General features: G+C 71.9%; 24 protein-coding genes. 22 read left to right on the forward strand and 2 right to left on the reverse strand.

The annotated features are described in order from the left end of the window. Positions 1 to 88 precede the first annotated feature (88 nt). Together FHX82_RS19195 and FHX82_RS19200 are read left to right on the forward strand one after the other, a co-directional pair. Entirely contained in the window at positions 89 to 661 is a 573-nt protein-coding gene (locus FHX82_RS19195) for a TetR/AcrR family transcriptional regulator (RefSeq protein WP_145934163.1), read from the forward strand. Then, on the forward strand, positions 658 to 1,836 hold the full coding sequence (locus FHX82_RS19200) for an NADH:flavin oxidoreductase (protein WP_145934162.1): 1,179 nt from the start codon (positions 658 to 660) through the stop codon (positions 1,834 to 1,836). Before FHX82_RS19195 ends, FHX82_RS19200 begins: the two co-directional genes overlap by 4 nt. 44 nt (positions 1,837 to 1,880) lie before the next feature. Here FHX82_RS19200 and FHX82_RS19205 read toward each other — a convergent pair whose 3' ends face one another. Continuing rightward, positions 1,881 to 2,414, reverse strand: a complete 534-nt coding sequence (locus FHX82_RS19205; protein WP_229880614.1) for a tyrosine-protein phosphatase — start codon at positions 2,412 to 2,414, stop codon at positions 1,881 to 1,883. 112 nt (positions 2,415 to 2,526) lie between these two features. On the opposite strand from FHX82_RS19205, the gene FHX82_RS19210 reads away from it, so the two are divergent. The 13 genes from FHX82_RS19210 (at position 2,527) to FHX82_RS19270 (ending at position 14,875) form a co-directional block, all read left to right on the forward strand. Next, complete coding sequence (locus FHX82_RS19210; RefSeq protein WP_145934161.1) at positions 2,527 to 3,456, forward strand: glycoside hydrolase family 16 protein; 930 nt, start codon at positions 2,527 to 2,529, stop codon at positions 3,454 to 3,456. A 227-nt stretch (positions 3,457 to 3,683) separates the two neighbouring features. Continuing rightward, complete coding sequence (locus tag FHX82_RS19215) at positions 3,684 to 4,124, forward strand: ATP-binding protein (protein WP_145934160.1); 441 nt, start codon at positions 3,684 to 3,686, stop codon at positions 4,122 to 4,124. Between the two features lie 52 nt (positions 4,125 to 4,176). Beyond that, entirely contained in the window at positions 4,177 to 4,503 is a 327-nt protein-coding gene (locus tag FHX82_RS19220; protein ID WP_145934159.1) for a hypothetical protein, read from the forward strand. Positions 4,504 to 4,506: 3 nt separating this feature from the next. After that, positions 4,507 to 8,112: a tetratricopeptide repeat protein gene (locus tag FHX82_RS19225; RefSeq protein ID WP_145934158.1), complete on the forward strand. Its 3,606-nt coding sequence runs from the start codon at positions 4,507 to 4,509 to the stop codon at positions 8,110 to 8,112. Positions 8,113 to 8,155: 43 nt separating this feature from the next. Further along, positions 8,156 to 8,572, forward strand: coding sequence for a hypothetical protein (locus FHX82_RS19230; protein ID WP_145934157.1), 417 nt, complete (start codon positions 8,156 to 8,158; stop codon positions 8,570 to 8,572). Further along, positions 8,569 to 9,801: an NRAMP family divalent metal transporter gene (locus FHX82_RS19235; protein WP_145934156.1), complete on the forward strand. Its 1,233-nt coding sequence runs from the start codon at positions 8,569 to 8,571 to the stop codon at positions 9,799 to 9,801. The genes FHX82_RS19230 and FHX82_RS19235 overlap by 4 nt, the downstream gene beginning before the upstream one ends. Further along, entirely contained in the window at positions 9,798 to 10,166 is a 369-nt protein-coding gene (locus FHX82_RS19240) for a hypothetical protein (protein WP_145934155.1), read from the forward strand. The genes FHX82_RS19235 and FHX82_RS19240 overlap by 4 nt, the downstream gene beginning before the upstream one ends. Then, positions 10,153 to 10,422, forward strand: coding sequence for a PRC-barrel domain containing protein (locus tag FHX82_RS19245; RefSeq protein ID WP_145934154.1), 270 nt, complete (start codon positions 10,153 to 10,155; stop codon positions 10,420 to 10,422). Before FHX82_RS19240 ends, FHX82_RS19245 begins: the two co-directional genes overlap by 14 nt. A 46-nt stretch (positions 10,423 to 10,468) precedes the next feature. Next, positions 10,469 to 10,840, forward strand: coding sequence for an STAS domain-containing protein (locus tag FHX82_RS19250; protein ID WP_183176706.1), 372 nt, complete (start codon positions 10,469 to 10,471; stop codon positions 10,838 to 10,840). 48 nt (positions 10,841 to 10,888) lie between these two features. Then, positions 10,889 to 12,451 carry a molybdopterin-dependent oxidoreductase gene (locus FHX82_RS19255; protein WP_183176707.1) on the forward strand — a complete coding sequence of 521 codons (1,563 nt, stop codon included), beginning with the start codon at positions 10,889 to 10,891 and terminating at the stop codon, positions 12,449 to 12,451. A gap of 84 nt (positions 12,452 to 12,535) precedes the next feature. Then, positions 12,536 to 13,210: a fasciclin domain-containing protein gene (locus tag FHX82_RS19260; protein ID WP_145935571.1), complete on the forward strand. Its 675-nt coding sequence runs from the start codon at positions 12,536 to 12,538 to the stop codon at positions 13,208 to 13,210. A gap of 296 nt (positions 13,211 to 13,506) precedes the next feature. Further along, complete coding sequence (locus FHX82_RS19265; RefSeq protein WP_145935638.1) at positions 13,507 to 14,232, forward strand: GAF and ANTAR domain-containing protein; 726 nt, start codon at positions 13,507 to 13,509, stop codon at positions 14,230 to 14,232. A gap of 199 nt (positions 14,233 to 14,431) precedes the next feature. Then, on the forward strand, positions 14,432 to 14,875 hold the full coding sequence (locus tag FHX82_RS19270; RefSeq protein ID WP_229880616.1) for a DUF6640 family protein: 444 nt from the start codon (positions 14,432 to 14,434) through the stop codon (positions 14,873 to 14,875). 10 nt (positions 14,876 to 14,885) lie between these two features. Here the strand turns inward: FHX82_RS19270 and FHX82_RS19275 are convergent, their stop codons facing one another. After that, positions 14,886 to 15,263 carry a BlaI/MecI/CopY family transcriptional regulator gene (locus tag FHX82_RS19275; protein ID WP_145935572.1) on the reverse strand — a complete coding sequence of 126 codons (378 nt, stop codon included), beginning with the start codon at positions 15,261 to 15,263 and terminating at the stop codon, positions 14,886 to 14,888. A 58-nt stretch (positions 15,264 to 15,321) separates the two neighbouring features. On the opposite strand from FHX82_RS19275, the gene FHX82_RS19280 reads away from it, so the two are divergent. The 7 genes from FHX82_RS19280 to FHX82_RS19310 all read left to right on the forward strand — a co-directional run bounded on the left by FHX82_RS19280 (position 15,322) and on the right by FHX82_RS19310 (position 24,819). Beyond that, entirely contained in the window at positions 15,322 to 16,236 is a 915-nt protein-coding gene (locus FHX82_RS19280) for a M56 family metallopeptidase (RefSeq protein WP_145935573.1), read from the forward strand. A 152-nt stretch (positions 16,237 to 16,388) separates the two neighbouring features. After that, complete coding sequence (efeU, locus tag FHX82_RS19285; protein WP_145935574.1) at positions 16,389 to 17,237, forward strand: iron uptake transporter permease EfeU; 849 nt, start codon at positions 16,389 to 16,391, stop codon at positions 17,235 to 17,237. Between the two features lie 2 nt (positions 17,238 to 17,239). Next, positions 17,240 to 18,376: an iron uptake system protein EfeO gene (gene efeO, locus FHX82_RS19290; RefSeq protein WP_145935575.1), complete on the forward strand. Its 1,137-nt coding sequence runs from the start codon at positions 17,240 to 17,242 to the stop codon at positions 18,374 to 18,376. Next, on the forward strand, positions 18,373 to 19,623 hold the full coding sequence (efeB, locus tag FHX82_RS19295; protein WP_145935576.1) for an iron uptake transporter deferrochelatase/peroxidase subunit: 1,251 nt from the start codon (positions 18,373 to 18,375) through the stop codon (positions 19,621 to 19,623). Before efeO ends, efeB begins: the two co-directional genes overlap by 4 nt. Positions 19,624 to 19,783: 160 nt before the next feature. Beyond that, on the forward strand, positions 19,784 to 20,722 hold the full coding sequence (locus FHX82_RS19300) for an ABC transporter ATP-binding protein (RefSeq protein ID WP_145935577.1): 939 nt from the start codon (positions 19,784 to 19,786) through the stop codon (positions 20,720 to 20,722). Then, complete coding sequence (locus FHX82_RS19305) at positions 20,719 to 22,062, forward strand: ABC transporter permease (RefSeq protein WP_145935578.1); 1,344 nt, start codon at positions 20,719 to 20,721, stop codon at positions 22,060 to 22,062. Before FHX82_RS19300 ends, FHX82_RS19305 begins: the two co-directional genes overlap by 4 nt. 3 nt (positions 22,063 to 22,065) lie before the next feature. Further along, positions 22,066 to 24,819, forward strand: coding sequence for a bifunctional YncE family protein/alkaline phosphatase family protein (locus FHX82_RS19310; protein ID WP_145935579.1), 2,754 nt, complete (start codon positions 22,066 to 22,068; stop codon positions 24,817 to 24,819). The last annotated feature ends 19 nt before the right edge of the window (positions 24,820 to 24,838 follow it).

Here is a 24,838-nt window from a genome sequence, read left to right on the forward strand (position 1 = left end):
TAGGGGTGTTGCGGCCTCGCCTTCTCGACATGCCCACCGCTGTCAATCAGTGATTGAATCAGTGCTGGAAGTGTGCTGCCATGGGTAGGTGACGAGGACGGACGCGGCGACGCGCGAACGGCTGCTGACGGTGGCCGAGCGGCTGCTGCTGGAATCTGGCTACGACGGGGTTTCCGTCCGGGCCGTCAACAGCGCGGCGGGGATGAATCCGGCGGCGGTGCACTACCACTTCGGGTCGAAGGACGGGCTGATCGCCGCGTTGCTGGAGGCACGGCTCGCGCCGGTCTGGCGGCAACGGCTGGACCAGGTCGCCGAGCGGCGGCGTACCGGCTGGGTGCCGGCGGTGCCGGAGCTGGTCGACCTGATCGTGACGCCGCTGGCCGAGCTGGCCGCGGACCCGGTGGGACAGTTGCGGCTGCGGCTGCTGGCCCGGTTCGTGCTGGACCGGCGGGAGCAGGCGTGGACGTCGCGGTGGTTCGGCCTCGGTCCGTGGATCGAGCTGCTGCGGGCGGCGCGGCCGGAGCTGTCGGGCGAGGCCGCGGCGCACCGGTGGCTGCTCGCCTTCACCCTGGTGCTGCAGTTCTTCGGCGACGGGATGCCGGCCGAGGTGCCGGTGGAGACCCTGCGGGGGTTCGTCACCGCGGGACTGGAGGGATCATGACCGACGTCTTCGCGCCCGCGACGCTCGGGCCGGTGCGGCTGCGCAACCGCATCATCAAGGCGGCGACCTTCGAGGGTGCCACGCCGCACGCCCTGGTCACCGACCGCCTGATCGAGTTCCACCGGCGGGTGGCCCGCGGCGGTGCGGGGATGACGACGGTGGCGTACTGCGCGGTGTCGCCGGAAGGGCGCACCGACCGGCACCAGATCTGGATGCGCGACGAGGCGGTGCCCGGGCTGCGCAGGCTCACCGACGCGGTGCACGCCGAGGGGGCGGCGGTGAGCGCGCAGATCGGGCACGCGGGCCCGGTCGCCAACGCGGCGTCGAACCGCGCGCCCGCGCTGGCGCCGGGGCGTTTCCCGAACCCACTGGGGATGCGGATGACGCGAGCGGCCACAGTGGACGATCTGGACCGCCTCGTGCGGGCACACGCGACGGCCGCACGCCTGGCCGCCGAGTCCGGTTTCGACGCCGTGGAAGTCCACTTAGGACACAACTACCTGGTCAGTTCGTTCCTCAGTCCGAGGTTGAACCGCAGGCGGGACTCCTACGGCGGGTCGTTGGAGAACCGCGCCCGGCTGGCGCTGCGGGTCGCGCGGGCGGTCCGCGAGGCGGTGGGGGACCGGATCGCCGTCACGGCGAAGCTCAACATGGACGACGGCGTGCCGGGCGGGTTCTGGCTGGACGAGAGCCTGCAGGTCGCGCGGTGGCTGGAGGCGGACGGCGCCCTGGACGCGCTGGAGCTGACCGCGGGCAGTTCGCTGCTGAACCCGATGTACCTCTTCACCGGAGACGCGCCGCTGCGGGAGTTCGCCGCCCAGTTCCCGCGGCCGCTGCGGTGGGGCATCCGGGCCGCCGGCGGTGCCTTCCTCCGCGAATACCCTTTCCAGGAGGCGTTTCTGCTCGACCGGGCCCGCCAGTTCCGCGCCGCGCTGAGCCTGCCGCTGATCCTGCTCGGCGGGATCACGAGGCTGGAGACGATGCGGCAGGCCATGGCCGACGGCTTCGCGTTCGTCGCGATGGCCCGGGCGCTCCTGCGTGAACCCGACCTGCCACTGCGCCTGCGGTCGGGAGCACGGTCGTTGTGCGTGCACTGCAACAAGTGCATGCCGACCATCTACCGGGGGACGCACTGCGTGCTGGAGACGGAGTCCGCGGAACCGCTAGGGAAGTAAGCGGTTTCTCACCTGCCTGAGGTGGGCGGGCGTCGCTCCGCCCTTCAGCAGGTAGGCGGGCACGCCGCCGTGCCGGTCGTCCAGGTGGGCCAGCGTCCGGAGGATGGTGTCGCCACGGCAGCCGTCCGTGAGCGCGTAGTCCTCGGCGATCGCGGTGGGTGGCACGCCGGCGACGAAGACGCCGGTGATCCGGCGCTGCAGTGCACCGCGAGTGGGCCGGGCGGCGCGTCGCTGAGCTGGATGAAGACGCCGGTGATCCGGCGCTGGTTGTCGTCGAGCATGGACCGGTAGGCGTCCGGCATGGTGGTGCCCTGCTCCGCCAGCTCGGCGATCATGGGCGCGTTGCGGTAGGCGGGATCGCCGGCGAACGGACTGGGCTCCTGCGCGGTTTCCCGCGGCCACCGGAGGTCGAAGATGCGGCTCAGGCCCACGGCGCGGACCGCCGCTATTCCCTCGGTGGTCAACCGGCTGTGGCTGTCCGACCGGAAAAGCGCGCCGAAGCGGATACGGGAACCGCTGGACGAGGGCAGTCCTCCGACGTCGCGGCCGTTGGGGCAGCCGTGCCAGGTCAACGTCATCGAGCAACTCCAGGGTCTTCGCCTCTTGACTTCCCCGTCCTTCGTTGCCACTCTAGCCAGTTCCAGGTCTAGACCAATGTGACACTCCGGCCCGAGAGGAGCGACACGCCTCATGTCTCCCCGGAAACCCCTCGCCGTCGCCGCCGTGCTCGCCGCGGCCGCCGGTCTCGTGCTCACCCAGGGTCCCGCCCAGGCCAGTTCCCGGAGCGCCTCCTGCGGCGTGCTGTTCGACGACTTCCACTACACGGGCCCGGCCGACCCCGCGTTCGGCGCCGCCGGCTGGGCGACCCGCAACGACGTCGGCAGTCCCGGCGTGGCGGGTGCGCACTGGCTGACGAGCAACATCAGTTTTCCCACCGTGGCGGGGGAACCGGTCGCCCAGCTGAGCGCGACGACGGACGGCGGCGCGGCCGGGACGACGCAGGCCGAGCTGTACCAGAACCAGCAGCGCTTCTTCGAAGGCACCTACGCCAGCCGCGTGAAGTTCAGCGACGCGCCGGTCAGCGGCACGGACGGTGACCACATCAACGAAACCTACTTCGCGATCTCCCCGCTGCGCTATGACCGCGACCCGCTCTACAGCGAGCTCGACTTCTCCGAGTACCTGCCCAACGGCGGCTGGGGCGGCTCGCAGGCGGACTACCAGACGTCCTGGTACACCTACTGGAACAGCCCGTCCTGGGACGGCCTGCGCACGTCGACCGCGCAGAACCGCAGCTTCGACGGCTGGCACGACATCGTCACCCAGGTCTCCGGCGGCCACGTGAAGTACTACCTCGACGGCGTCCTCACCGCCGACCACACCACCGACGCCCAGGGCGACCCGGTCTACCCGCGCACGTCGATGTCGATCGACTACAACCTGTGGTTCATCGACACCGCCGGCCACACGAACGGCACCAGCACCTACGCCGAACAGGTCGACTGGACCTACTACGCGGGCAACCAGGTCCTGACACCCGCCGCCGCGGTGGCGCAGGCAGCGACCTACCGCAACACCGGAACGGCCCACGTCGACACGGTCGGCACCTGCGGGGCGTAGCCCTCTGCTCGACTTCGCACTCGGCTCCCGCCCCCGGGGGGCGCCTGGCCTGGTGCAGCACCACTTCGGGACCTCGCCCGCACGCTCGTGAACGGTGACGCGACGCCTGGTCCGGCGGGATTCGCGGGAAGGGTGAACGCGAGGCGTAGTGTCGTCCGTGTTTCACCCTGTCCATCAGCCGGGTACCAGGAAGCGTCGTTCAACAGTGAGCGAGGGGGACCCACGCCATGCCAGACGCAGTCGACCAGCCGTCGCCGGTGGACGAGCCGGCGCGAAGACCCGAAGCCACCCTCGTCCGTGAAGTCGCCGCCGTGCCCGTGCAGGCGACCATCCTCCGCCAGATCCTGGCCCGGTGGGCGCGGGAACGCGGGCTCGCCGCCGAGCTCGCCGAGGATCTCACCCTCGCGGCCTACGAAGCGATGGCGAACGTCGTCGCGCACGCCTACCCCGCCGGGGCGGACGGCACCATGACCGTCGAAGCCCGGGTGGACGCCGCTGCCGTCACGGTGACCGTCAGCGACACCGGACACTGGCACGACGGCGACAGCCGTCCCGGCGGTGGCCGCGGTCTGCTCCTGATCCGCCTGCTCGCGCCCGAGGTGAGCGTCACCACCAACCCGGCCGGTACGACGGTCCGGATGTCCTGGCCCGCGCCGCCCGCCCGCTGAAGATCACGCGAAAACGGCCGGCGACCGCCGGAAATGCGCTAACTTCCTCCGGGTGAGCTCGGTGGTCGTCTTCCTGTTGGGTATGGCCGGGGCGCTGGCTCCGGAGATCGTCCGGCTGTACGGGATCCGGCACGATCCCAGCCGGTTCCGGTGGTCCTGGTTCTACCTGGTCGTGTCGCTGGCGTTCGCGGGGCTGGGCGGGCTGCTGGCGCTGGCCCTGCCGGCCACCACCTACTGGGGCGCGATCTACGTGGGGGTGTCGACGCCGGTGCTGGTGAACTCGCTGGTGCGCAAGGGACGGGAGACCGGCCGGTCGGAGCTGCGCGGCGAGCGGCGGGTCCGGTACTCGCTCGTCGACTCCTACCTCCGCGGGTTCTAGCCCGTGGAACTGGGGTCGCCGCAGGGGATTCGGCTGCGCTTCGCCGGCGGCCTGCTCGCCTCCCTCCTGCTGGACCTGCACCGCAAACCCGAGGCAGCCCTTCGCGAGCACCTGCCGGGGGCGGAGCCGCTGGCGCCGTCGAGCGTGCCGGTCACCCGGGTGCGCCAGGCGCTCGGCGCCGGCACCCGGGAGCTGGAGCTCACCGGCAACGGGGGCACCGTCACCCTGCGGCAGCGGTTCGACCTGCGTTCGCCACTCGACTGGCGGCTGACCGTTGGCGCGCCGGGTGAGGCGACCGAGCGGGGCGTGGTGTTCGCCCTGCCCGGTCAGGTCACCGTGACCGTCGAGTCGGCGGCGCCCTGGGTGGCCGACGGGGGAGAGGTGCGGGTGTCCTTGCCCCCCGGTGCCTCGGAACTCACCGTCGCCGTGGCGAGCGAGCCGGTGTTCGAGGTGGCGGACACGGTGGTCGTGTGCCGGCCGGACCAGCTGCGGGAGGCGGCGGTCGTGGTGTCCTGCCTGCCGGCGGACCGGTTCGTCCCGGTCGTCGCGGTCGAGCCGCCGCCGATGGCGCAAGCGGACTACGTCGAGCTCTACGCACGGTTCAAACGCGCCCAGGACGCCTCCCTGACCCGCATCGGCGGCGCGATCGGGATGGCCGAGGCGCTCGCGGGTGACGCGGAGGTGCGGCAGCGGGCGCTGGCCGAGATCCAGGAGGACTGGCGGCTGCGCAAGGCGCTGTCGCCGTACCGGTCGTGGCTCAAGCACAACGAGCTGGTGTCGGACCTGGTGTCCCGGCTGGGCGTCCGGCGAGCCGTTTTCCTGCACGACTTCGCGCCGGAGGAGCTGCTCACCACGGACCCGGCGCTGATGGCGGAGGCGGACGAGGTGTGGGCCGCGGCCGGTCGCGATGCCGAGGACCCCGGCGAGCGCGGCATGTTCGCGCGAGTGCCGGAAACCGTGCGGCTGGCCGCGGATCTGCCGGAACTCACCACCGCCGCGTGGCGGCTGCTGCGCGACCCCGGCGGCGAGCCGGACCGGGTGCTCGACGTCGCGATCGACGACCCCGGTAGCTGGGTCGCCGCGTTGTTCGCCGCGCTGCACAGGGGCGCCGCGTTGCGGCCCGTCGACCACGCGGTGTCCCGGCCCGACCCGCTGTCCTTCGCCGACGACGGGGACGAGGCGGTGCTGGTGGAGAACACCGGCGACGCCGCCGCCCTGCTCGGCGCGCTCTACGCCCACCACCGCGGCGCCCGGCTCGTCGTGACGCCGCCGCCGGATCTCGAACCGGTCCAGCGCGCGGTCGCCGCGCAGCAGGAACGGGTGCTGGCCGCGGCCAGGGCGAGCGGCCCGGAAGCGCGGTCGGGCGGGTTCGCCGAAAAGCTGTGGCGACGCCTGTCCACCGGCGGACGGAACCCCTACGCCGAAATCGAGGCCGCGGTGACCGCGCAGGTGCCCGCCACCGCCGTCGAGCAGGTGGGGGAGCGCAGGCTGACCGCGTTCACCAGCGGGCTGCCTTACTCGTTCGTGCGCACCACCGAGGCGGACTGGGCCACCAAGCCCATCGGGCACGTCGCGGCCGACCCGGCGCTGACGATCCTGAACGAGCTGTACAGCGCCGGGATCGAACGCTCGCCCGGCACGTTCAGCCTGGTGTTCGACCCCGGCTTCTTCCGCGCGTCGGAGACCCCCGACGTGCTGCGTTCGGTCGGCACCCACTTCACCCACCCCGTCCTGCTGTCCGGGCCCGACGCCTCGTTGCGGGCGCTGATGGACCTGACGAAGGACCTGCCGGTGGAGCTGGTCTTCTTCAACACACACGGGTCGGACGAAGCCATCGTGCTGGGCGACACGGAGCTGTCGAGCTGGCTGATCCCGCAGTGGCTGAGCCTGACCCACCGGCCGATCGTGTTCAACAACTCCTGCCAGTCCTGGACCGGGGTCGGGCGGCAGTTCGTCCGCGCCGGTGCCCGCGGTTACCTCGGGACCTTGTGGAGCATCCCGTCGCGGCCGGCGGCGGACTTCGCCCGCGTCGTGGTCGACCGGCTCACCACCGAGGAGCGGCTCGCGTGCGAAGCGATCGTGCGCACCGGCCTGCCGTCCGGAATCGAGCGTTCCTACCTCTACGTCGGCACGGCGAACGGCAGGCTGGACCAGTGGCGGGACCGGAAAACCACGGCCGCCGAGGCGGCACTCGCCGAAAGCGCGATCCTCGCGGCCGCTGCCCGGAAGTCGGCGAGCCGCCTGCTGCACCGGGAGATCACCACCCTGCGCCGGCAGGCCGACGGCACCCCGCACGAGACCACCGAGTCCTATGTGGACGTTCTGCTGAGCGAGCTGTGGCTGTGCACCGCGCACGATCCGCCGCAGGAGGAAGACCGGGCGACGGCGGAACAGCTGGCCCGGCGCATCGACGCCACGCTGGCCCGGCTCGACCTGCCGCGGGCCGAACTCGACCGGCGGTGGGCCCGGCGTTTCGCGCTCACCGGCAGGCTGGCCCGGCGGTGGTCCGACTGGGACACGGCGCTGGCCGACTTCCGCCGCGGCGTCGGCTACGGCGAGGCGTGCGCGGACCGGGCCGACCTGCTGCTGAGCATGGCGGACCTCACGATGCGCCGGGGCGACCACGAGGAAGCGTTGTCGCTGGCCCGCTCCGCGTACGAGGCGTTCACCGAGCAGCACGACCGTGCCGGGTTGCTCGGCGCGGCCGGGGTGCTGGGCCAGCTGAGCAAACGCCTGGGACGCCTCGAAGAAGCGATGCGGTACGCCGAGGAGGGCTACGAAACCGCCGTCGCGCTCAGGGAGACCGGGAGGCAGGGCGCGTTCAAGCTCGACCAGGCCGTCCTGCACCAGCTGGCCGGGAACTTCGACGCGGCCGTGGCCGCCGCCACCCGGGCATTGGAGCTGAGCCGCGTCACGCAGGACAGCGAGGCCGAGCTCGCCGCGATCGGCCGACTGGCCCTGTGCCACCTCGACCGCGGCGACCTCGACACGGCGCACCGCCACGCCACCGCCGGCCTCGCGCAGGCGGTCGAGCTGGGCGTGGGCCGGGAGACCGCCGCCTTCCACCACGACCTGGCCCAGATCGCCACGCGGCTCGGCCGGTTCGAGGAGGCCGTGGCGCACTACCGGCAGGGCGTCGCGGTGGCGTTCGACACCGGTCACCGGGAGCTGGCGGTGGCGCTGGTGGCGAACCTGGCGGAAGCCGCCTCCCGGGTCGCTGACGTCGACGCGCTGTGGTCGGCCGCCGTCTGGGGGACGACGCTGTGCCGGCTCGTACCGGAGCGCTGGTGGCCGGACCTGTTGTCCGTCGTGATCGGGGCGGTCAAACAAGTGGTCGGAATCGGCCCGGTGGCCACCACCCGGCGTGGTCTCGTCGAGATCGAGGAGGCCGCGGCTCGCGGCGTCCGTGAGCACTCGGTGCCCGCGACCTTCGTCTACCTCCTCGCGTTGGCGCTCACCCGCTGGGTCGCCGGCGAGGACCCCGGCGAAGCCGCCGCGCTGGCGCAGGAGCTGGACTCCCGGACCGGCGGCGCGTTCGATCTGCGGACGTTCGTCGCCACGCCCTACGCTCCTCCCGCCACCGGCGGGCGCCGGTGGCGCCGGAACTGACGTCCGGCCTGTTTGCCGAGGTGATCTCGGGGTAGCCGGGTGCGTGCGCTGGCCCGTCGTTCTCCTCGCCGCCGCGTTGACCGCCTGCTCCGGCTCGGAAAGCGGTTACGTGAGCAGTGCCGAGCAGTCCGCGCAGGAAGGGCTGAGCGCCGCGGGCACGCTCGAACAGCTGGTCCAGGCCCAGGGCCGGTTGCTGCCGCCGTACCGGAAAGCGGCCGTCGACGACGTGCTCAGCACCGCGACGAAGGCCCTCGACGACCTGGAGAGCGAGCCCCCGCCCGGACCGGACGCCGCCCGGGTGTACGACCAGGTGCATCCGCAGTTGCAGGGGCTCGTCGCCGCCGCCGGTCAAGTCCGGGACGCGCTCGACGCGGGCGACGGGAACCGGGTCACCGAGGCCGAGAGGCGGCTTTCCGGGGTACGGGACCAGCTGGACGCGTTCGTGCGGAGCCGGCAGTGAAGAAGGGGCTGGCCGTCACGCTCGGCATCCTGACCGCGATCGGCGGGTTCGTCGACATCGGGGACCTGGTGGCCAACGCCCAGTCGGGAGCGCGGTTCGGGATGCGCCAGGCGTGGGTGGTGATCGTCGGGGTCGTCGGGATCTGCGTGTTCGCGGAGATGGCGGGGCGCGTCGCGGCGGTCAGCAGGCGGCCGGTGTTCGACCTGGTGCGGGAACGGCTCGGGCCCCGGGTGGCGATGGCCAACCTGGTGGGGTCCTACGCCACCACGTTGCTGACCCTGACGGCCGAGATCGGCGGCGTCGCGCTGACGGTCCAGCTCGCGTCCGGCCTGCCGCACCTGCTGTGGGTGCCGCTGGCCGCGTTCGCGGTGTGGGTGGTGCTGTGGCGGGTGAAGTTCGAGCTGATGGAGCAGATCTTCGGGTTCGCCGGACTCGCGCTGGTGGTGTTCGTGATCGCCCTCATCGCGCTGCACCCGCCCTGGGCGGACTTCGCCGGGCAGGTGGCGCATTCGAGCCCGCCGTCCGGCGAGACCTGGGGCACCTACGGGTACATGGCGGTCTCGCTGTTCGCCTCCGCGCTGACGCCCTACGAGGTGTTCTTCTTCTCCTCGGGCGGTGTCGAGGAGAAGTGGGGGCCGAAGGACCTGGTCACCGAGCGCAGCAACACGTTCGTCGGGTTCCCGCTGGGCGGGTTGCTCGGGCTGGCGATCATGGGCTGCGCCGCCACCGTGTACGAACCGGCCGGGATCCAGGTCGACCAGCTGAGCCAGACCGCGCTGCCCGTCGCGCTCGCGCTCGGGAAGACCGGGCTGGTCGTGGTGATGATCGGGTTCTTCGCCGCCACGTTCGGCGCGGCGCTGGAGACGGGCCTGTCCACGGGCTACTCGGTGGCGCAGTACTTCGGCTGGCAGTGGGGAAAACTGGTCCGGCCCCGCGAGGCCGCGCGGTTCCACACGGTCGTGCTGCTGAGCATTCTGCTGGGTACCGCGCTGCTGCTGACCACGGTCGACCCGGTGCAGATCACCGAGCTGTCGCTGGTGTTCAGCGCGGTGGTGCTCCCGCTGACCTACCTGCCGATCCTCGTCGTCGCGAACGACCGCGACTACCTGGGCGACAAGGTCAACGGCCGCGTCACCAACGTCCTCGGGATGATCTTCCTGGTCGTCATCCTGGTCGCCGCCGTCGCCGCGCTGCCCCTGATGATCTTGACGGGAATGGGGGAGTCGTGACCGCGCCCGACCCGCTGCGGATCGAGTTCCACCTGCTCGACCGCCAGATCGTCGACGTCGAAGGGCAGCTCGTCGGCAAGGTCGACGACGTCGAGCTGGCGCCCACCCCGGACGGGAGCTATCGCGTCGTGGCGCTGCTGGCCGGCAGGCAGGCGCTGGCGGACCGGGTCGGCGGCCTGCTGGGACGCGTCCTGCGCTGGCTGCGGCCGGGCACCGTGCGCATCACCTACGACCACGTGCGGGACGTGGGCAACCACGTCACCCTGTCGCTGCGCGCCGAGGTGCTGGACGTCCCACCGCTGGAGACCCTCCTGCGCGAGCGGGTCATCGGCCGGATCCCGGGGGCGGGCCGTGCTGGCGAGTGAGCTGCTGGGCCGGCGGGTCCACGACCGCGCCGGGCGCCCGCTGGGGAAGGTGACCGAGCTGGTGACGCGCCCCGGCGCGGACGGGCAGCCGGTGATCGTGGCGGTGCTCGTGTCGCGCCGGTGGCGGGGCCGCCTGCTCGGCTACGACCGGCCCGCCCGGCAGGGCCCGTGGCTGCTCCGGTGGGGTGCCGCCGTCGTCTTCGGCCGGGCCCGGGAAGTGCCGTGGGCGGAAGTCAGCTGGGACGCCGGGAACTGACCGGACACCGGGCTCGGCGGGGGCGGGCCGATGGCATGATGCAGTCGTGTCTGTTAACCCGCGGGGTGACGCCGAGGACGGTGAGCCGCCAGAGGAACAAGCCACGTTCGAGCTGCACGGCGAGGACCCGCGCATCCTCGAAGTCGGCGGTGAGCTGGACAAGGTCACGGCCGCCGACTTCGAGCACGCCGTGCGGCAGGGGCTGAAGGGCACGCCCGCGGTACTGGTGGTCGACCTGACCCGGGTGGACTTCCTGGGCACGCCGGGGCTGCGGGTGCTGTTCCTCGCCGCCGGCGCGGCCGGGCGGACGGCGCTGCGGGTGGTGTCCAACCCCGTCATCAGCCGGACGCTGCGCGCGGTGGACCTGTCGTCGAAGGTGCCGGTCTTCTCCTCGCTCGAAGAGGCGCTGGCGGAGTAGCCCCGAAGCCGGACCAATACCCGGGCCCGGTGGCTCCGAAGACCGGGTATGACTGCAACCGGCACGAGCACGACGGCACCTCCGGCCCGGACGAGACTCGGGATCGTCGCGGCGGCGTTGTGCGGGGTGCTGGCGTTGCTGGCAGCCCTGGCGGTGGGGCACCTCGCCGCGGGGTTCATCAGCGTCAACGCCTCCCCGTACCTGGCCGTCGGGAACGGTGCGATCGACCTGACGCCGGTGGAGCTGAAGGACTTCGCCGTGCGCACGTTCGGCACGCACGACAAGCTCGTGCTGCTGTCGGGCATGGCCGTCGTGCTGGTGGTGGCCGCCGCGCTGGCCGGGGTCGCCTCGCGCCGCTCGCCGTGGCCCGGCACCGTCGTGGTCGCCCTGTTCGGGGTGCTGGGGATCGTCGCGGTCGCTGTGCGCCCGGACCTCGGGCCGGTCGCGGTGCTCGCCCCGCTGGCGAGCCTGGTCGCGGGGGTGGTGGTGTTCCGGCTGCTGCACCACGCGGCACGCGGGACCGGAGCCGGGCCGCGGGAAGGCAGCTCACGGCGCTCGTTCCTGCTCGCCGGCGCGGGGGCGCTCGCGGGTTCGGCCGTGGTCGGGGTGGGCGGGCAGCTGCTGGGGGCCACGCGGAACGCGGCGGCCTCACGGGAGGCGGTGGGGCGGCTGGTCCCGGCGCGGACCGCGCCCGCGATTCCGGCGGACGCCGATTTCGCCAAGCTCGGCACGCCGCCGTTCCTCACTCCCAACCGGGACTTCTACCGGGTGGACACCGCGTTGACGGTGCCGCAGGTGCGCGCGGAGGACTGGTCGCTGCGGATCCACGGCCTGGTCGACCGGGAAAAGCGGTACCGCTATGCCGATCTCCGCGACCGGCCGCTCGTGGAGCGCACGATCACGATGACGTGCGTGTCGAACGAGGTCGGCGGTCCGTACGTGTCGACGGCGAACTTCGTCGGCGTCGACCTGGCGGACCTGCTGGCGGAAGCCGGGGTGCGGCCCGGCGCCGAGCAGCTGTACTCGTCCAGTGTGGACGGCTGGACCTCGGGCACGCCGGTCGCGGCGGCGCTGGACCGTGGCCGCGGGGCGATGCTGGCGCTGGGCATGAACGGCGAACCGCTGCCGCTGGAGCACGGTTTTCCCGCCCGGCTGGTGGTTCCCGGCCTGTACGGGTACGTGTCGGCGACCAAGTGGGTGGTCGACCTGGAGGTCACCACCTGGGCGGCGCGGCAGGCGTACTGGCTCCGGCGCGGCTGGGCGGAACAGGCTCCGATCAAGACCGAGTCCCGCATCGACACGCCTCGGGGGTTCCAGACCCTGCCCGCCGGAACCGTGCGCGTCGCCGGAATCGCCTGGGCGCAGCACACCGGCATCGACAGGGTGGAAGTCCGCCTCGACAACGGATCCTGGCAACCTGCCGTCCTTTCCGCACAGGACACTGTGGACACTTGGCGCATGTGGTGGGCCGAACTGCGGGTGCCGCCGGGGTCGCACCAGGTCGCCTGCCGCGCCACCGACCACGGTGGCTACACCCAGACCCAGGACCGCGCCGGAACCGTGCCGGACGGCGCCACCGGCTGGCACACCATCACGTTCACCGCGAAATAACGCGCCCCGCGGGCAATCCGGCGCCGCCCGGGCTCCGAATACCCGATGACAGCACGGAAATCCCCGGAAAATGGAGTGATCGTTGTGAAGACTGCTCGTATCGCCGGTGCCGCTCTCGCCTCGGCCGCCGCCCTCTCGCTGGCCGCTTGCGGCACCAGCTCCGGCAGTGGGTCCGGCTCGGCCGGCAGCAGCTCGATGGCGCCGCCCAGCTCGATGTCCGCCCCGATGTCCAGCCCGATGGCCAGCGGCGCGGGCATCACCACGAACGCCGACGTGTTCGGGCCCGCGTGCGGGCAGCTGCCGCAGGGCAACTCGCCCGGCAGCCTGGACTCGATGGGGCCGGAGCCCGTCGCGTCCGCGGCGTCGACCAACCCGTTGCTGACCAAGCTCGTCGCCGCGGTGAAGGCCACCAACCTCGTGGACACCCTCAACAGCCAGCAGGCGATCACGGTGTTCGCCCCGGCGGACAGCGCGTTCGACGCCCTGGGGGACGCGAAGTTCACCGAGCTGGCGCAGAACCCGAGCCAGCTCGCGCCCATCCTGCAGTACCACGTGCTGCCGCAGCGCTACGACGCGAAGGGCCTGCAGGCCGCGGGCTCCGTGCAGACGCTGAACACCGACGGCGGCCCGGTCAAGATCGAGGGCACCGGGGACGCCATGACCGTCAACGGCGCCAAGGTCCTGTGCGGCAACATCCCGACCAAGAACGCCACGGTGTTCGTCATCGACAAGGTGCTCACCCCGGGCACCAACAAGTAACCAGCCCCCACGGCGGGCCCGGCGGTGACGCCGGGCCCGCCGCGTCGACCCCGGAAAATGAGCGGCCCCGACGCCTCTTTGGTTGAAGCGGCGGGGCCTAGGAGGAGCAGTGTCACTCGCGAGAGCGTCAACCTCCCGTGCGACCTGTGCCCCGATCGCCGGAATCGTAAACCTCTGGCGGGGATGTTTTCCGCGGAAAGCCGGGTATCATCGGCGCAGGCCCGTTGACCAGGCAGCGGCTGCCGGTGGGTGGTGCCGTCCACCGGTTTCCCGGCCGGACGACGAGGGACGACGACATGACCGACCAGACCACCGAGCTCCTGCCCCAGCTCGACGAGGTCAAGCAGGCGCTGGAGGTGCTGTCCGAGGCGGTCGCCGAGACCGACGAGCTCGGCCCGCTGCTGCAGGCGGTCTGCGCCCAGGTCGTCCGGGTGGTCCCGGGTGCGGACATGGCGTCCATCACAATCCTGCGCGGCGACGGCGCCTCGACTGTCGCGTCCACGGACGAACGGGCGGTGAAGATCGACGCCGCCCAGTACGACGAGGGCGACGGGCCGTGCCTGCGCGCCGCGCGCAACGGGGAGACGGTGTGCGTCGACCTGCCGGCCGCGGAGCGGATGTGGCCGCACTTCGCGGCGGTCACCCACGGGCAGGGCGTCGGCAGCTACCTGGCGGCGCCGCTGGACGTCGCCGAGGGGCTGACGGGCGCGGTGAACCTCTTCGGGTTCGGTGACCACGGTTTCCGCGATCTCGACCAGCAGTACCTGGAGCTGTACACGCTGATCGTCACCACCGTGCTGCGGCTGTTCCACCGCGCCGGGCAGGCGCGCGAGCAGGTGCGGCACCTGAGCACCGCGATGCAGTCGAGGGGCGTGATCGAGCAGGCGAAGGGCATCCTCATGGCGGCCCGCCGCATCAGCGAGGACGAGGCGTTCCAGCTGCTCGTGGCCCGTTCCCAGCGCGAGAACGTCAAGCTGCACACCATCGCGGCCCGGTTCGTCGCCGAGAGCACCCGCGCCTGACCCGCTCGCCTGCCGGACCCGGTCCGGTGATCCAGGTCTGATTGACGCGCCCGGGAGCTGGAAATCTAGGCCGGTCACGCCGAGTCCGTATCGCGTGCTGGACCAGCTCACCGCCACCTATCGCACCAGGTACGGCCGTGGTGGCGTTGGCCCACTCACCGGCCGAGCCACGGATTGACGGAGCGGAGAGACTGGGACCGTGAAACCTGTATCGAAACTGTCGCGGACCCTCGTCGGCGCCGCACTGGCGGTCACCGCCGTCGGCCCGTTGCTGGCGGACTTCGTCGTTCCCCGCACCGCCCGGCAGCACCTGCGCAACCCGAACTGGCCGCCGCACGCGAAGTTCCACGACGCGCAGTACATCGTGATGGGCATGCTCACGGGCGGGATCGGGCTGCGCGTCCTGTCACGGCGCGGAGGTGACGAACGCGCCCGGTTCCAGCTGGCCGCCGCGCTCGGGTCGATACCCTGGCTGGGCATGGTCGGCGCGTCGCTGTTCCCCGGTACCGCCGCGACGGATCCCGAGTTCGAGGCCACCGAGCCGCAGGTGCTGGGCATGCACCCGCAGCTGGTCATGGCACTGGCCCTGCTGACGGGACTGTCCGGCGCGGTGACGGTCGAGAGCGCCCGTTCTCGCCGCTGACCGGACCGGCTCAGCTCTCGTCCGCCAGCAGGTCCCGCAGCGTCCGCTCGTCCTGTTCGCTCAGGCCGCTGACGAACCGGGTGAGCACCGAGGCGTGGTCGGCTTCCGCGTCGAGCAGCCGTGACATCCGCCACGCCACCAGGCTCGACGGGTCGCCGATGGCGGCGTAGCGGTACGCCCGCCCGTCCCGGTGCCGGGTCACGGCGTCCTTCTCCCAGAGCCGGGTGAGGGTGGTGACCACGGTGCTGTAGGACAGTTTCCGGGCCCGCGGCAGCAGTTCGAGGACCTCGCCGGGCGTCAGGGCGGCAGCGGCCTCACTCAGGACTGTGAGGATTTCGGTGGCGAGAGCGCCGGGCCTGCGCCGCGGCTGAGATTCGTCACTCTGCATGGCCGGTTCATCGTAGCGAGGCGGTAGCGTGACCGGCGAGTCGCGAGGGAGGGGCGGGATGCTCGATCACTTCGCCTGGTCCGTCGTGGCGGTGCCGCTGATCGTGCTGCTCGCGGCCCGGCTGCTGGGCGACCGGCTCCGGCCGGACACCGCCGCCCGGGTGTTCGCGTGGACGGCGCTCGTGGCCGCGGGTGCGGCGGCGGTGAACCTGCTGGCGTTCGCGGTCACCGCGGTGGCCGAAATCCCCGTCGTGGCAAGGACCTTCGACTGGTCGCGAGCCGTCGTCGCCGCCGGCACCGCGCCCGTGCCGGAGGTTTCGTGGCTGGCGCTGGGCTGGGTCGTGGTGGCCGCCGGTGCCGTGGTCCATGTCGTGCGGCGCCGCCGCCGTGCCCTGCGCGGTGCGCGGCGGGAGGCGGCGCTGCTGCCCGCCGGCGAGGACGTGGTGCTCGTGCCCGATCCCGGGGCCGACGCCTTCGCGCTGCCGGGAAAGCCCGGCCGGATCGTGGTCACCACCGGGATGCGGAAGCTGCTCGACGAGCGGCAGTACTCGGCCCTGCTCGCGCACGAGCGCGCGCATCTCGCGGGCGACCACCACGTGCTGGTGTGGCTGGGCGAGCTCGCCGCGGCCGTCCACCCGCTGCTGCGGCCCGTCGCCCGCCGGGTCGGGTTCCTGGTCGAGCGGGCCGCCGACGAGTCGGCCGTCCGCGAGCTGGGGGACCGGCGGCAGGTCGCGGTGGCGATCGGCACGGCCGCGCTCGCCACCACGGAGCCCGCGCGCCCCGGCGCGCGGCTGATGGCGCTGGGTTCCTCGCCCGGAGTCGTGCCGGACCGGGTCCGGGCGCTGCTGCGGCCCGGGCGCGCCGCCCGCTGGCAGGCCGTCGTGCCGGTGGTGCTCGCGGCGACTACCGTGCTGTGGACCGGCGAGTGTCTCCTCGACCTCGTCCAGCTGCTGGAGCTGGCGCGGCTGCGCTGATCGCCGCAGCCCCGGGGCTTTCGCCTGCGGTTAGGTTAGGCTATCTTCTACATTTGAGTAGAAGGTGGCGGTCGCCCGGCGACCCCGTGTCTCCGCGAGGGATGAACGGCCTGTTTCGTGCTGCGCGAAAACAGGGTGAGGAAGGCTGACCAATGGTGTTTTCGAGCGCGCTCATCGGGTTGCGCGAGGGGCTGGAGGCCGCCCTCGTGGTGAGCATCCTGGTGGCCTTCCTGGTCAAGACCGGGCGCCGGGACGCGTTGCGGTTCGTCTGGCCCGGCATCGCGGCCGCGGTGCTGCTGTCGGTGGCCGTCGGAGCCGTCCTGACCTACGGCACGGCGCAGCTGAGCTTCGAGCACCAGGAACTGCTCGGCGGCAGCCTGTCGATCGTCGCGGTGGGCTTCGTCACAGCCATGATCTTCTGGATGCGCAAGGCTTCCCGGCACATCGCCGCGGAGCTGCGCGGCAAGATGGCCGACGCGCTGGAGGTCGGGCCCGCGGCGGTGCTCCTGCTGTCGTTCCTCGCGGTGGGCCGCGAAGGGCTCGAAACGGCCGTGTTCTTCTACTCGGCCGTGCAGACCGCCCAGTCCGACACGGTGCAGCCGCTGATCGGTTTCGTGCTCGGCATCGCGGTCGCGATCGTCCTCGCGTACCTGCTCTACCGCGGCGCGGTCCGCTTCGACCTGGGGAAGTTCTTCACCGTCACCGGGGTGCTGCTGGTGTTCGTCGCCGCCGGCGTGCTGGGCTACGGCCTGCACGACCTGCAGGAGGCCGGTTTCCTGCCCGGCCTGACCACGCTGGCCTTCGACGCCTCGAACGCCCTGCCGGAGACCTCCTGGTACGGCGTGCTGCTCAAGGGGATCTTCAACTACTCCCAGCAGACCACCGTGCTGCAGGCGGTCGCGTGGGTCGCCTACGTCGTCGTCGTGCTGCCGCTGTTCCTCCGGCCCGCCCACAGGAAAACCGCTGCCACCGCGGCGACCCCCGCCGCTGCGAAGGAGTGACCTTGTCCGCGTTCCCCCGAACCCCGCTCGCCGTGCTGGCCGCCGCCGGTGCTCTCGTGGCGCTGTCCGCCTGTGGTGGCACGGGCTCCGGCTCGGCCGGTGGCGGCCCGATCACGGTCGAGGCGTCCGACACGTCCTGCCGGGTCTCGGCGACCACTGCCGCCGCGGGGAACGTGACGTTCGAGGTCACCAACAAGGGCAGCAAGGTCACCGAGTTCTACCTCTACGCCGAGGGCGACCGGATCATGGGCGAGGTCGAGAACATCGCGCCCGGCCTGAACCGGCGGCTCATCGTGGAGGTCCCGGAGGCCGGCACGTACCAGACCGCGTGCAAGCCCGGCATGACGGGCGACGGGATCCGCGGGACGTTCACGGTCACCGGGGGAGCCCAGCAGCAGGGTGATGTGAACGCGCAGAAGGCGGCGGCCACGAAGACCTACGCCGCGTACGTCACCGACAACAGCCGTGCGCTGGCCGCGGAGACGGCGAAGTTCGCCGACGCGGTGAAGTCCGGGAACGTGGCGCAGGCGAAGTCCGAGTACGCGCGCACCCGCGTGTTCTACGAACGGATCGAGCCGGTGGCCGAGAAGTTCGGCGACCTCGACCCGGCGATCGACAACCGCGAGGCCGACCTGGAGCCGGGGGAGCGGTTCACCGGCTTCCACCGGCTCGAAAAGGACCTCTGGGTGACCGGTCTGCAGCCCGACAGCGCGCAGATCGCGGACCAGCTCGTCACCGACGTCAACAACCTGGTCGCCAAGGCCGGGACGCTGCAGCTGACCGCGCTCGACCTGGCCAACGGGGCGAAGGGCCTCCTCGACGAGGTCGCCACCGGCAAGATCACCGGCGAGGAGGAGACGTTCTCGCACACCGACCTCTGGGACTTCCAGTCCAACCTGGACGGTTCCAAGGCGGCGATCGCCGCGCTGCGCCCGGTCATCCAGCAGCGGGACGCCGCGCTGGTGTCCACTCTGGACACCGAGTTCGCGAACGTGCAGTCCCTGCTGGACAAGACCCGGGTCGGGGACGGGTTCAAGTACTACGACCAGCTCTCCCAGGACGAGGTCAGGACGTTCGCCTCGGCGGTCGACGCGCTGAGCGAGCCGTTGAGCAAGGTCGCGGAGGTCGTCGCGCAATGAGCCAGGAGGGTGCTGAGGTCTCCCGTCGCAAGCTCTTCGGCTGGGCCGGGGCGGGGGTCGCCCTCGCCGGCGCGGGAGCGGCCGCCGGGGTCGGCGTCGACCGGCTCGGCACGGCGTCGGCTTCGACGTCCACTGTGGACTTCCACGGCGAGCACCAGGCGGGCATCGTCACGCCCGCGCAGGCGAACCTGCACTTCGCGGCGCTGGACGTGACCACGAGCGACGTGGGTGAACTGCGTCAGTTGTTGCGGGAGTGGACCGACGCCGCGCGGCGGATGACCGCGGGCCAGCAGGTGACGGCCGACGGCGCGGTCGGTGGCGCGGCGGAGGCGCCGCCCACCGACACCGGTGAGGCGCTCGACCTGCCGGCGTCGCAGCTGACGATCACCGTCGGGTTCGGGCCGTCGTTGTTCGACGAGCGGTTCGGCCTGGCCGCGAAACGGCCGCCGCAGCTGGTGGACCTGCCGGTGTTCCCGAAGGACAAGCTCGATCCCGCCCGCAGCGGGGGCGACCTGTGCATCCAGGCCTGCGCGGACGACCCGCAGGTCGCGGTCCACGCCGTCCGCAACCTCGTGCGGATCGGCTTCGGGGTGACGCAGGTGCGGTGGTCGCAGCTGGGTTTCGGGCGCAGCTCCTCGACCTCGCGGGCGCAGCAGACCCCGCGGAACCTGTTCGGGTTCAAGGACGGCACCAACAACGTCAAGGCCGAGGACACCGACGTCCTGCGCGACCAGGTGTGGGCGCAGGCCGGTGACGGGCAGCCGTGGATGGCCGGGGGCACGTACCTGGTGGCGCGGCGGATCCGGATGCACATCGAGACGTGGGACCGGGAGTCGCTCGCCGGGCAGGAGCAGATCATCGGCCGCAGCAAGGGATCCGGCGCGCCGCTCGGCCAGACCGGCGAGTTCGACCCGGTCGACCTCGACGTCGCGGGCGCCGGCGGGGTGCCGGTGATCGCGGAGGACGCCCACGTCCGGCTGGCCTCCAGCCAGACCCGCGGCGGCGTCCGCATCCTGCGCCGGGGTTACAACTTCGTCGACGGCTCCGACGGCGTCGGCCACCTCGAAGCGGGCCTGTTCTTCCTGGCGTTCAACCGCGACACCCGCACCCAGTACATCCCGATGCAGCGCGCGCTCTCGTCGAAGGACGCCATGATGGAGTACGTGCAGCACACGGGCTCGGCGCACTTCGCGATCCCGCCCGGCGTCACGCCGGGAACCAGCTGGGGCGACGGCCTGTTCGCGTAATCGTCCTTTGTGGACTAGCACCGGCTTTGCTCCCGGATGTCCGGTTCGCGTCGCCCCGGCGACCGTCGGCCAGCCCCCGTTTCCCTTGCGTTCAGCGAACACGGGCGTACGCTTCATGTGCTGTGCCTAAGTTTCCTCGCGAGTGCGAAACGAGGAATCCATGGACACGAACCTCGCGGTCAGGGCCCGGGGAGTCAGCAGGTTCTTCGGTGACGTCGTGGCCCTCGACGCGGTCGACCTGGACTTGGCCCAGGGACAGATCCACGGGCTCGTCGGGCCGAACGGAGCCGGGAAGACGACGTTGCTCGGCCTGCTGCTGGGCCTCGCGACCCCCGACGAAGGCACCCTCGAGATCCTGGGCACGCCCGCCGGACGGGCGCTGACGGCTCCCGACGGGGTGGCCGGCTTCGTCGACGGCCCCGGCCTCTACCCCTCGCTCACCGCCCGGCAGAACCTCGCCGCGCTGGCCGCCCTGCGCGGCGGCACGCGGACGGCGCCGATCGACGACGTGCTGCACGAGGTGGGGCTGACCGACGTCGCCGACGACCGGGTGCGCGGCTTCTCCCTGGGGATGCGCCAGCGGCTCGGGCTCGCCGCGGCCCTGCTCACCCGGCCCCGGCTGCTGGTGCTCGACGAGCCGTCCAACGGCCTCGACCCGGCGGGCAAGCGGCACGTGCACGGGGTCCTCACCCGGCTCGCCGCGGACGGCGCCGCCGTGGTGCTGTCCAGCCACCGCATGGACGACCTCGAAGCGCTGTGCTCGGAGGTCACCATCCTCGCCACCGGGCGCGTCGTGTTCTCCGGCCCGCTGGCCAAGCTGTCGGCCGAGAACCGCGAACTGGACTACCGGCTGCGCACCTCCGACCCGGCGGCGGCCAGGAAGCTGGCGGAGGAGACGCCCGGAATCCGGCCCGTCGAGGACAGCGGGGCGCGCCGCGACTCCGAGGTGCTCGTGTTCCGCGCGCTGGTGCCCGCGCTCGACGAACTGGTGACGCGTCTCGTGCGCGCCGGTGTCGCCGTGCGCGAGCTCGCCCCCGTGGTGTCCCCGCTGGAGGCCGCGTTCCTCGCGCTCACCGAACAGGAAGTGCCCGCCCCATGACCACGACCGCCGTTCCCGCCCGCCCCGTCCCGGTGGCGCGCGGCTACCGCTTCGAGCTGGTCAAGCTGTTGTCCCAGTGGCGGGTGCGCCTGGTGATCGCCGCCTGCTGGCTCGCGCCCGCGGTCTTCGTCGCGCTGGTGGGCCAGCAGAGCTCGCTGCCCACCGACACCACGTTCGGCCGCTGGATGCACGCCACGGGCTGGGCCGGTGCACTGGTGATGCTCGGGTTCGCCGGCACCTACGCGCTGCCGCTGCTGACGTCGCTGGTCGCCGGGGACGTCTTCGCCGTCGAGGACCGGCTCGGCACCTGGCGCCACCTGCTGGTGGCGGTCCGCTCGCCGCGCCGGATCTTCGCGGCGAAGGCGCTGGCCAGCCTCACCGTCATCCTGCTGCTCGTGGTGGGGATGGCGGTGTCGGGGATCATTGGCGGGCTCGCGACGGTCGGGAACCAGCCGCTGGTGGGCCTCGACGGTCACCTGCTGGCGCCCGGTGCCGCCGCCGGACAGGTGCTGCTGTCCTGGGTCTGCGTGCTCGCCCCGACCCTCGCGCTGGCGGGGATCGGGCTGCTGGGGTCCGTCGCGTTCGGACGGTCCCCGATGGGGTTGCTGCTGCCCGTGGTCGTCGCGCTCGCGATGGACCTCGCGCAGATGCTGCCGCTGCCCGTCGCGGTGCGCTTCGCCCTGCCCAGCTACACCTTCATCGCCTGGACGGGCCTGTTCACCGACCCCGTGCAGGCCGGCCCGCTGCTGATCGGCGTCGCGGTCAGCCTGGTGTGGGCGGTGGTCGCGACAGTGCTGGCGTACCTGCTGTTCCTGCGGCGCGACTTCACCAGCCAGACCTACGACGGCTCGGGCCGCCGCGCGCTCGTCGCCGGCGCCGTGCCGCTCGTCGCGCTCCTCGCGGTCACCACCGGCATCGTGGCCGTGGCGACGCCGTCCACCGGATCCGGGATCGAGCAGGACGACGTGCAGGCTTCGGTGTCCACGGCGTTCGCCCACCTCTACCGGCTCCAGACCCAGCAGCTGCACCGGCCCGACGTCACCGAGGCGCAGCTGGCGGCCACCACGGCGTGCACCAAGGGCGACGGGCTGGTCGAGCCCGAGGGGCCCGGCAACGACTGGCGCTGCGTCGTCTCCTGGCACCTCCCCGGCGTCGACGCCACCGGCCAGGCGATCTACCAGCTCGACGTGACCTCGGACGGGCGGTACGTCGCCGACGGCGACGGGCCGAAGGAAGTGAACGGCTACTTCCAGGTGCGCACCCCCGCCGGGGACGAACCGAACCCGCTCTGGCAGTTCGACGGCAACGTCGACCTGCTCCCCACCACACCGAAGGGATAACCGATGCAGGTAACACGCCGCAGACGGCGGACCGGGAAGGCGAGCTCACGCCTTCTCCGGAACCGCAGCGGCCGCGTCCGCCTCGCGACCGCCGGCACCACTACCCTCGCGCTCGTCGCGGCGGGCAGCGGGGTCGGCGTCGCCTCGACGCAGCAGTTCGGCCACGAGCACGTCGGCCAGCTCACCGACAAGGGTCAGGTCGTCTCCAGCGACCAGTACATCGACCCGATCGGTGACCGGCTCGTCGTGAACAACGGCAAGATCATGGCGTCGTCGGTGAGCCCGGACGGCAGCCACCTCGCGGCGCTCACCACCGACGGCGGGATCGCGCTGACGATCGTCGACCTGAAGAACTGGAAGGTGCAGCAGCTCGTCGGCAACTCGGCGACGGCGAACCTCAAGATCAGCGGCAACGACGTCGGCCAGGAAGGCCCGACGTACTCGCCGGACGGCAAGTCGCTGTGGCTGGCCCAGACCGACGGCTACACCCGGTTCACGGTGAACGCCGACGGTACCGTGGCCAACCCGACGTCGATCAAGATCCCGGCGGACGGGTCGAAGCACGCGCTGGTCGCACAGGCGTTGTTCTCGCCCGACGGGTCCACTGTGTACTCCGCGGTGAACGGGCAGAACCGCGTCGTCGCCATCAACGCCGCGACCGGCGCGATCCAGCAGAGCTGGGCGGTGGGCAACGCCCCGCGCGACCTGGCCAGGGTCGGGAACAAGCTGTACGTCAGCAACGAAGGCGGCCGCCCGGCGGGCCCGGGTGACAGCACGCTGAACTCCTACGGCACCCAGGTTCCCGCCGACCCCTTCACCGGCGCCACCACCACCGGCACGGTCAGCGTCATCGACCTGGCGCACCCGGCGTCGGCCCCGGGCAGCATCGACGTCGGCCTCCACCCGACGGCGCTGTACGCGAAGAACGGGGCGCTGTTCGTCGCCAACACCAACAGCAACACGGTGTCCGTCATCGACACCGGCCGCGACAAAGTGGTCCAGACCATCGCGACGCAGCCGTGGCCGGAGGCGTCGGTCGGCTACGAGCCGGACGGCATCACGCTCACCGACGACGGGCACCTGCTGGTGACGCTCGGCCGCGCCAACGCGGTCGCGGTGTACCGGTACTCCCGTGCGCAGGAGCCGGTCGGCTACGTCGGCCTGCTGCCGACGGACTACTTCCCGACGGCGATCACCACCGTCGGCAAGGATGTCGTGGTCTCCAACACCCGCGGCATCGACGCGCTGCGCCCCACGACGGCCGCCGGGCACGCCACCCACGACACGACGTCGAGCGTGCAGCGGTTCCGGCTGCCGAACGACCTCGCGATCCGCGGCTACACCGCGAAGGTCTTCCAGCAGAACGGGTGGACCCCCAACTCGGTGCAGGTGGCCGGTGGCCGGGGCAACCAGAAGCCCGTGCCGGTGCCGCAGAAGCTCGGTGACCCCTCGACGATCAAGCACGTGTTCCTGGTCGTCAAGGAGAACCGGACCTACGACCAGCTCTTCGGCGACGACCCGCGCGGCAACGGCGACGCGGCGCTCGCGCAGTTCGGCGAGAGCGTGACCCCGAACCAGCACGCGCTGGAGCAGCAGTTCGGGCTCTACGACAACACCTACGACATCGGCACGAACTCCGCCGAGGGCCACAACTGGCTGATGCAGGCCGACGACCCCGAGTACACCGAGTCCTCGGCCGGTGAGTACCTGCGCAGCTACGACACCGAGGACGACGCGCTCGGCCACCAGAGCTCCGGGTTCCTGTGGACCGGCGCCGAGGCGGCGGGCAAGACGGTGCGGGACTTCGGCGAGTTCCAGCAGTTCCTGACCAAGCCCGCGGCCGCGAGCTGGCAGAACCTGTACTGCGACACGAAGAACATGGCGGCGACCGGGCAGTCCACGGCCTACCCGCTGGTGTCGTCGTCGCCGATCCCGTCGCTGAACGACGTGTCGGTGCCCGGGTTCCCGAAGTTCGACACCTCGGTCCCGGACATCTACCGCACCCAGATCTGGAAGCAGGACTTCGAGAAGAACGGCCCTGCCGACCTGAACATGTTCTGGCTGTCCAGCGACCACACCGGCGGCCCGGCCAACGCGGCCGCACAGGTGGCCGACAACGACCTGGCGCTGGGCCAGATCGTCGACACCATCTCGCACAGCCAGTACTGGAAGGACTCGGCGATCTTCGTCGTCGAGGACGACTCGCAGGCCGGTCTGGACCACATCGACGGCCACCGGGCGCCGGTGCAGATCATCAGCCCGTACGCCCAGCACGGGGTGGTGGACAGCCGGTACTACTCGCAGATCACGATGGTCCGCACGATCGAGCAGATCCTCGGGATCAAGCCGATGAACCAGAAGGACAGCGCGGCCACGCCGATGAGCACGGCCTTCACCGCGAAGCCGGACTTCACGCCGTACACCGCGGTGCCCAACCGCACCTCGCTGACCCTCGGCGTGTCACCGCAGCCGTCGTGCGGCCCGGACGTCGTGGCGCCGCAGGACGCCGCCGCCCAGCCGTCGACCGCGGTCCCGGCGGGGCAGCAGCAGGTGGCGGCGCAGTGGCAGACCTGGCAGGCGCAGCAGCGCCTGACCGGGCCGAACGCCGTGGCCGACTACGCCAACCCCGCGCAGATGAACCACTTCACGTGGTACCAGACGCACGGGTGGACGCAGCCGTACCCCGGTGAGGACCGGATCTACGCCCCGGACCAGGTGCCCGGCGCGTACCTCCCGTCCACCGACTCGGACGGCTGACGCTTTCCGGCGCCACAGG

The sequence above is a fragment of the Amycolatopsis bartoniae genome (assembly GCF_014191255.1).
GTDB classification, from domain to species: domain Bacteria; phylum Actinomycetota; class Actinomycetes; order Mycobacteriales; family Pseudonocardiaceae; genus Amycolatopsis_E; species Amycolatopsis_E bartoniae.

Excerpts from the sequence above, each read along its gene's own strand:
- FHX82_RS19210 (WP_145934161.1), top strand. The coding sequence starts at position 2,527 with ATGTCTCCCCGGAAACCCCTCGCCGTCGCCGCCGTGCTCGCCGCGGCC.
- FHX82_RS19300 (WP_145935577.1), top strand. The coding sequence starts at position 19,784 with ATGGACACGAACCTCGCGGTCAGGGCCCGGGGAGTCAGCAGGTTCTTC.
- FHX82_RS19305 (WP_145935578.1), top strand. The coding sequence starts at position 20,719 with ATGACCACGACCGCCGTTCCCGCCCGCCCCGTCCCGGTGGCGCGCGGC.
- FHX82_RS19200 (WP_145934162.1), top strand. The coding sequence starts at position 658 with ATGACCGACGTCTTCGCGCCCGCGACGCTCGGGCCGGTGCGGCTGCGC.
- FHX82_RS19275 (WP_145935572.1), bottom strand. The coding sequence starts at position 15,263 with ATGCAGAGTGACGAATCTCAGCCGCGGCGCAGGCCCGGCGCTCTCGCC.
- FHX82_RS19265 (WP_145935638.1), top strand. The coding sequence starts at position 13,507 with ATGACCGACCAGACCACCGAGCTCCTGCCCCAGCTCGACGAGGTCAAG.
- FHX82_RS19310 (WP_145935579.1), top strand. The coding sequence starts at position 22,066 with ATGCAGGTAACACGCCGCAGACGGCGGACCGGGAAGGCGAGCTCACGC.
- efeU (WP_145935574.1), top strand. The coding sequence starts at position 16,389 with ATGGTGTTTTCGAGCGCGCTCATCGGGTTGCGCGAGGGGCTGGAGGCC.
- FHX82_RS19205 (WP_229880614.1), bottom strand. The coding sequence starts at position 2,414 with ATGACGTTGACCTGGCACGGCTGCCCCAACGGCCGCGACGTCGGAGGA.
- efeB (WP_145935576.1), top strand. The coding sequence starts at position 18,373 with ATGAGCCAGGAGGGTGCTGAGGTCTCCCGTCGCAAGCTCTTCGGCTGG.
- FHX82_RS19215 (WP_145934160.1), top strand. The coding sequence starts at position 3,684 with ATGCCAGACGCAGTCGACCAGCCGTCGCCGGTGGACGAGCCGGCGCGA.
- FHX82_RS19280 (WP_145935573.1), top strand. The coding sequence starts at position 15,322 with ATGCTCGATCACTTCGCCTGGTCCGTCGTGGCGGTGCCGCTGATCGTG.
- FHX82_RS19255 (WP_183176707.1), top strand. The coding sequence starts at position 10,889 with ATGACTGCAACCGGCACGAGCACGACGGCACCTCCGGCCCGGACGAGA.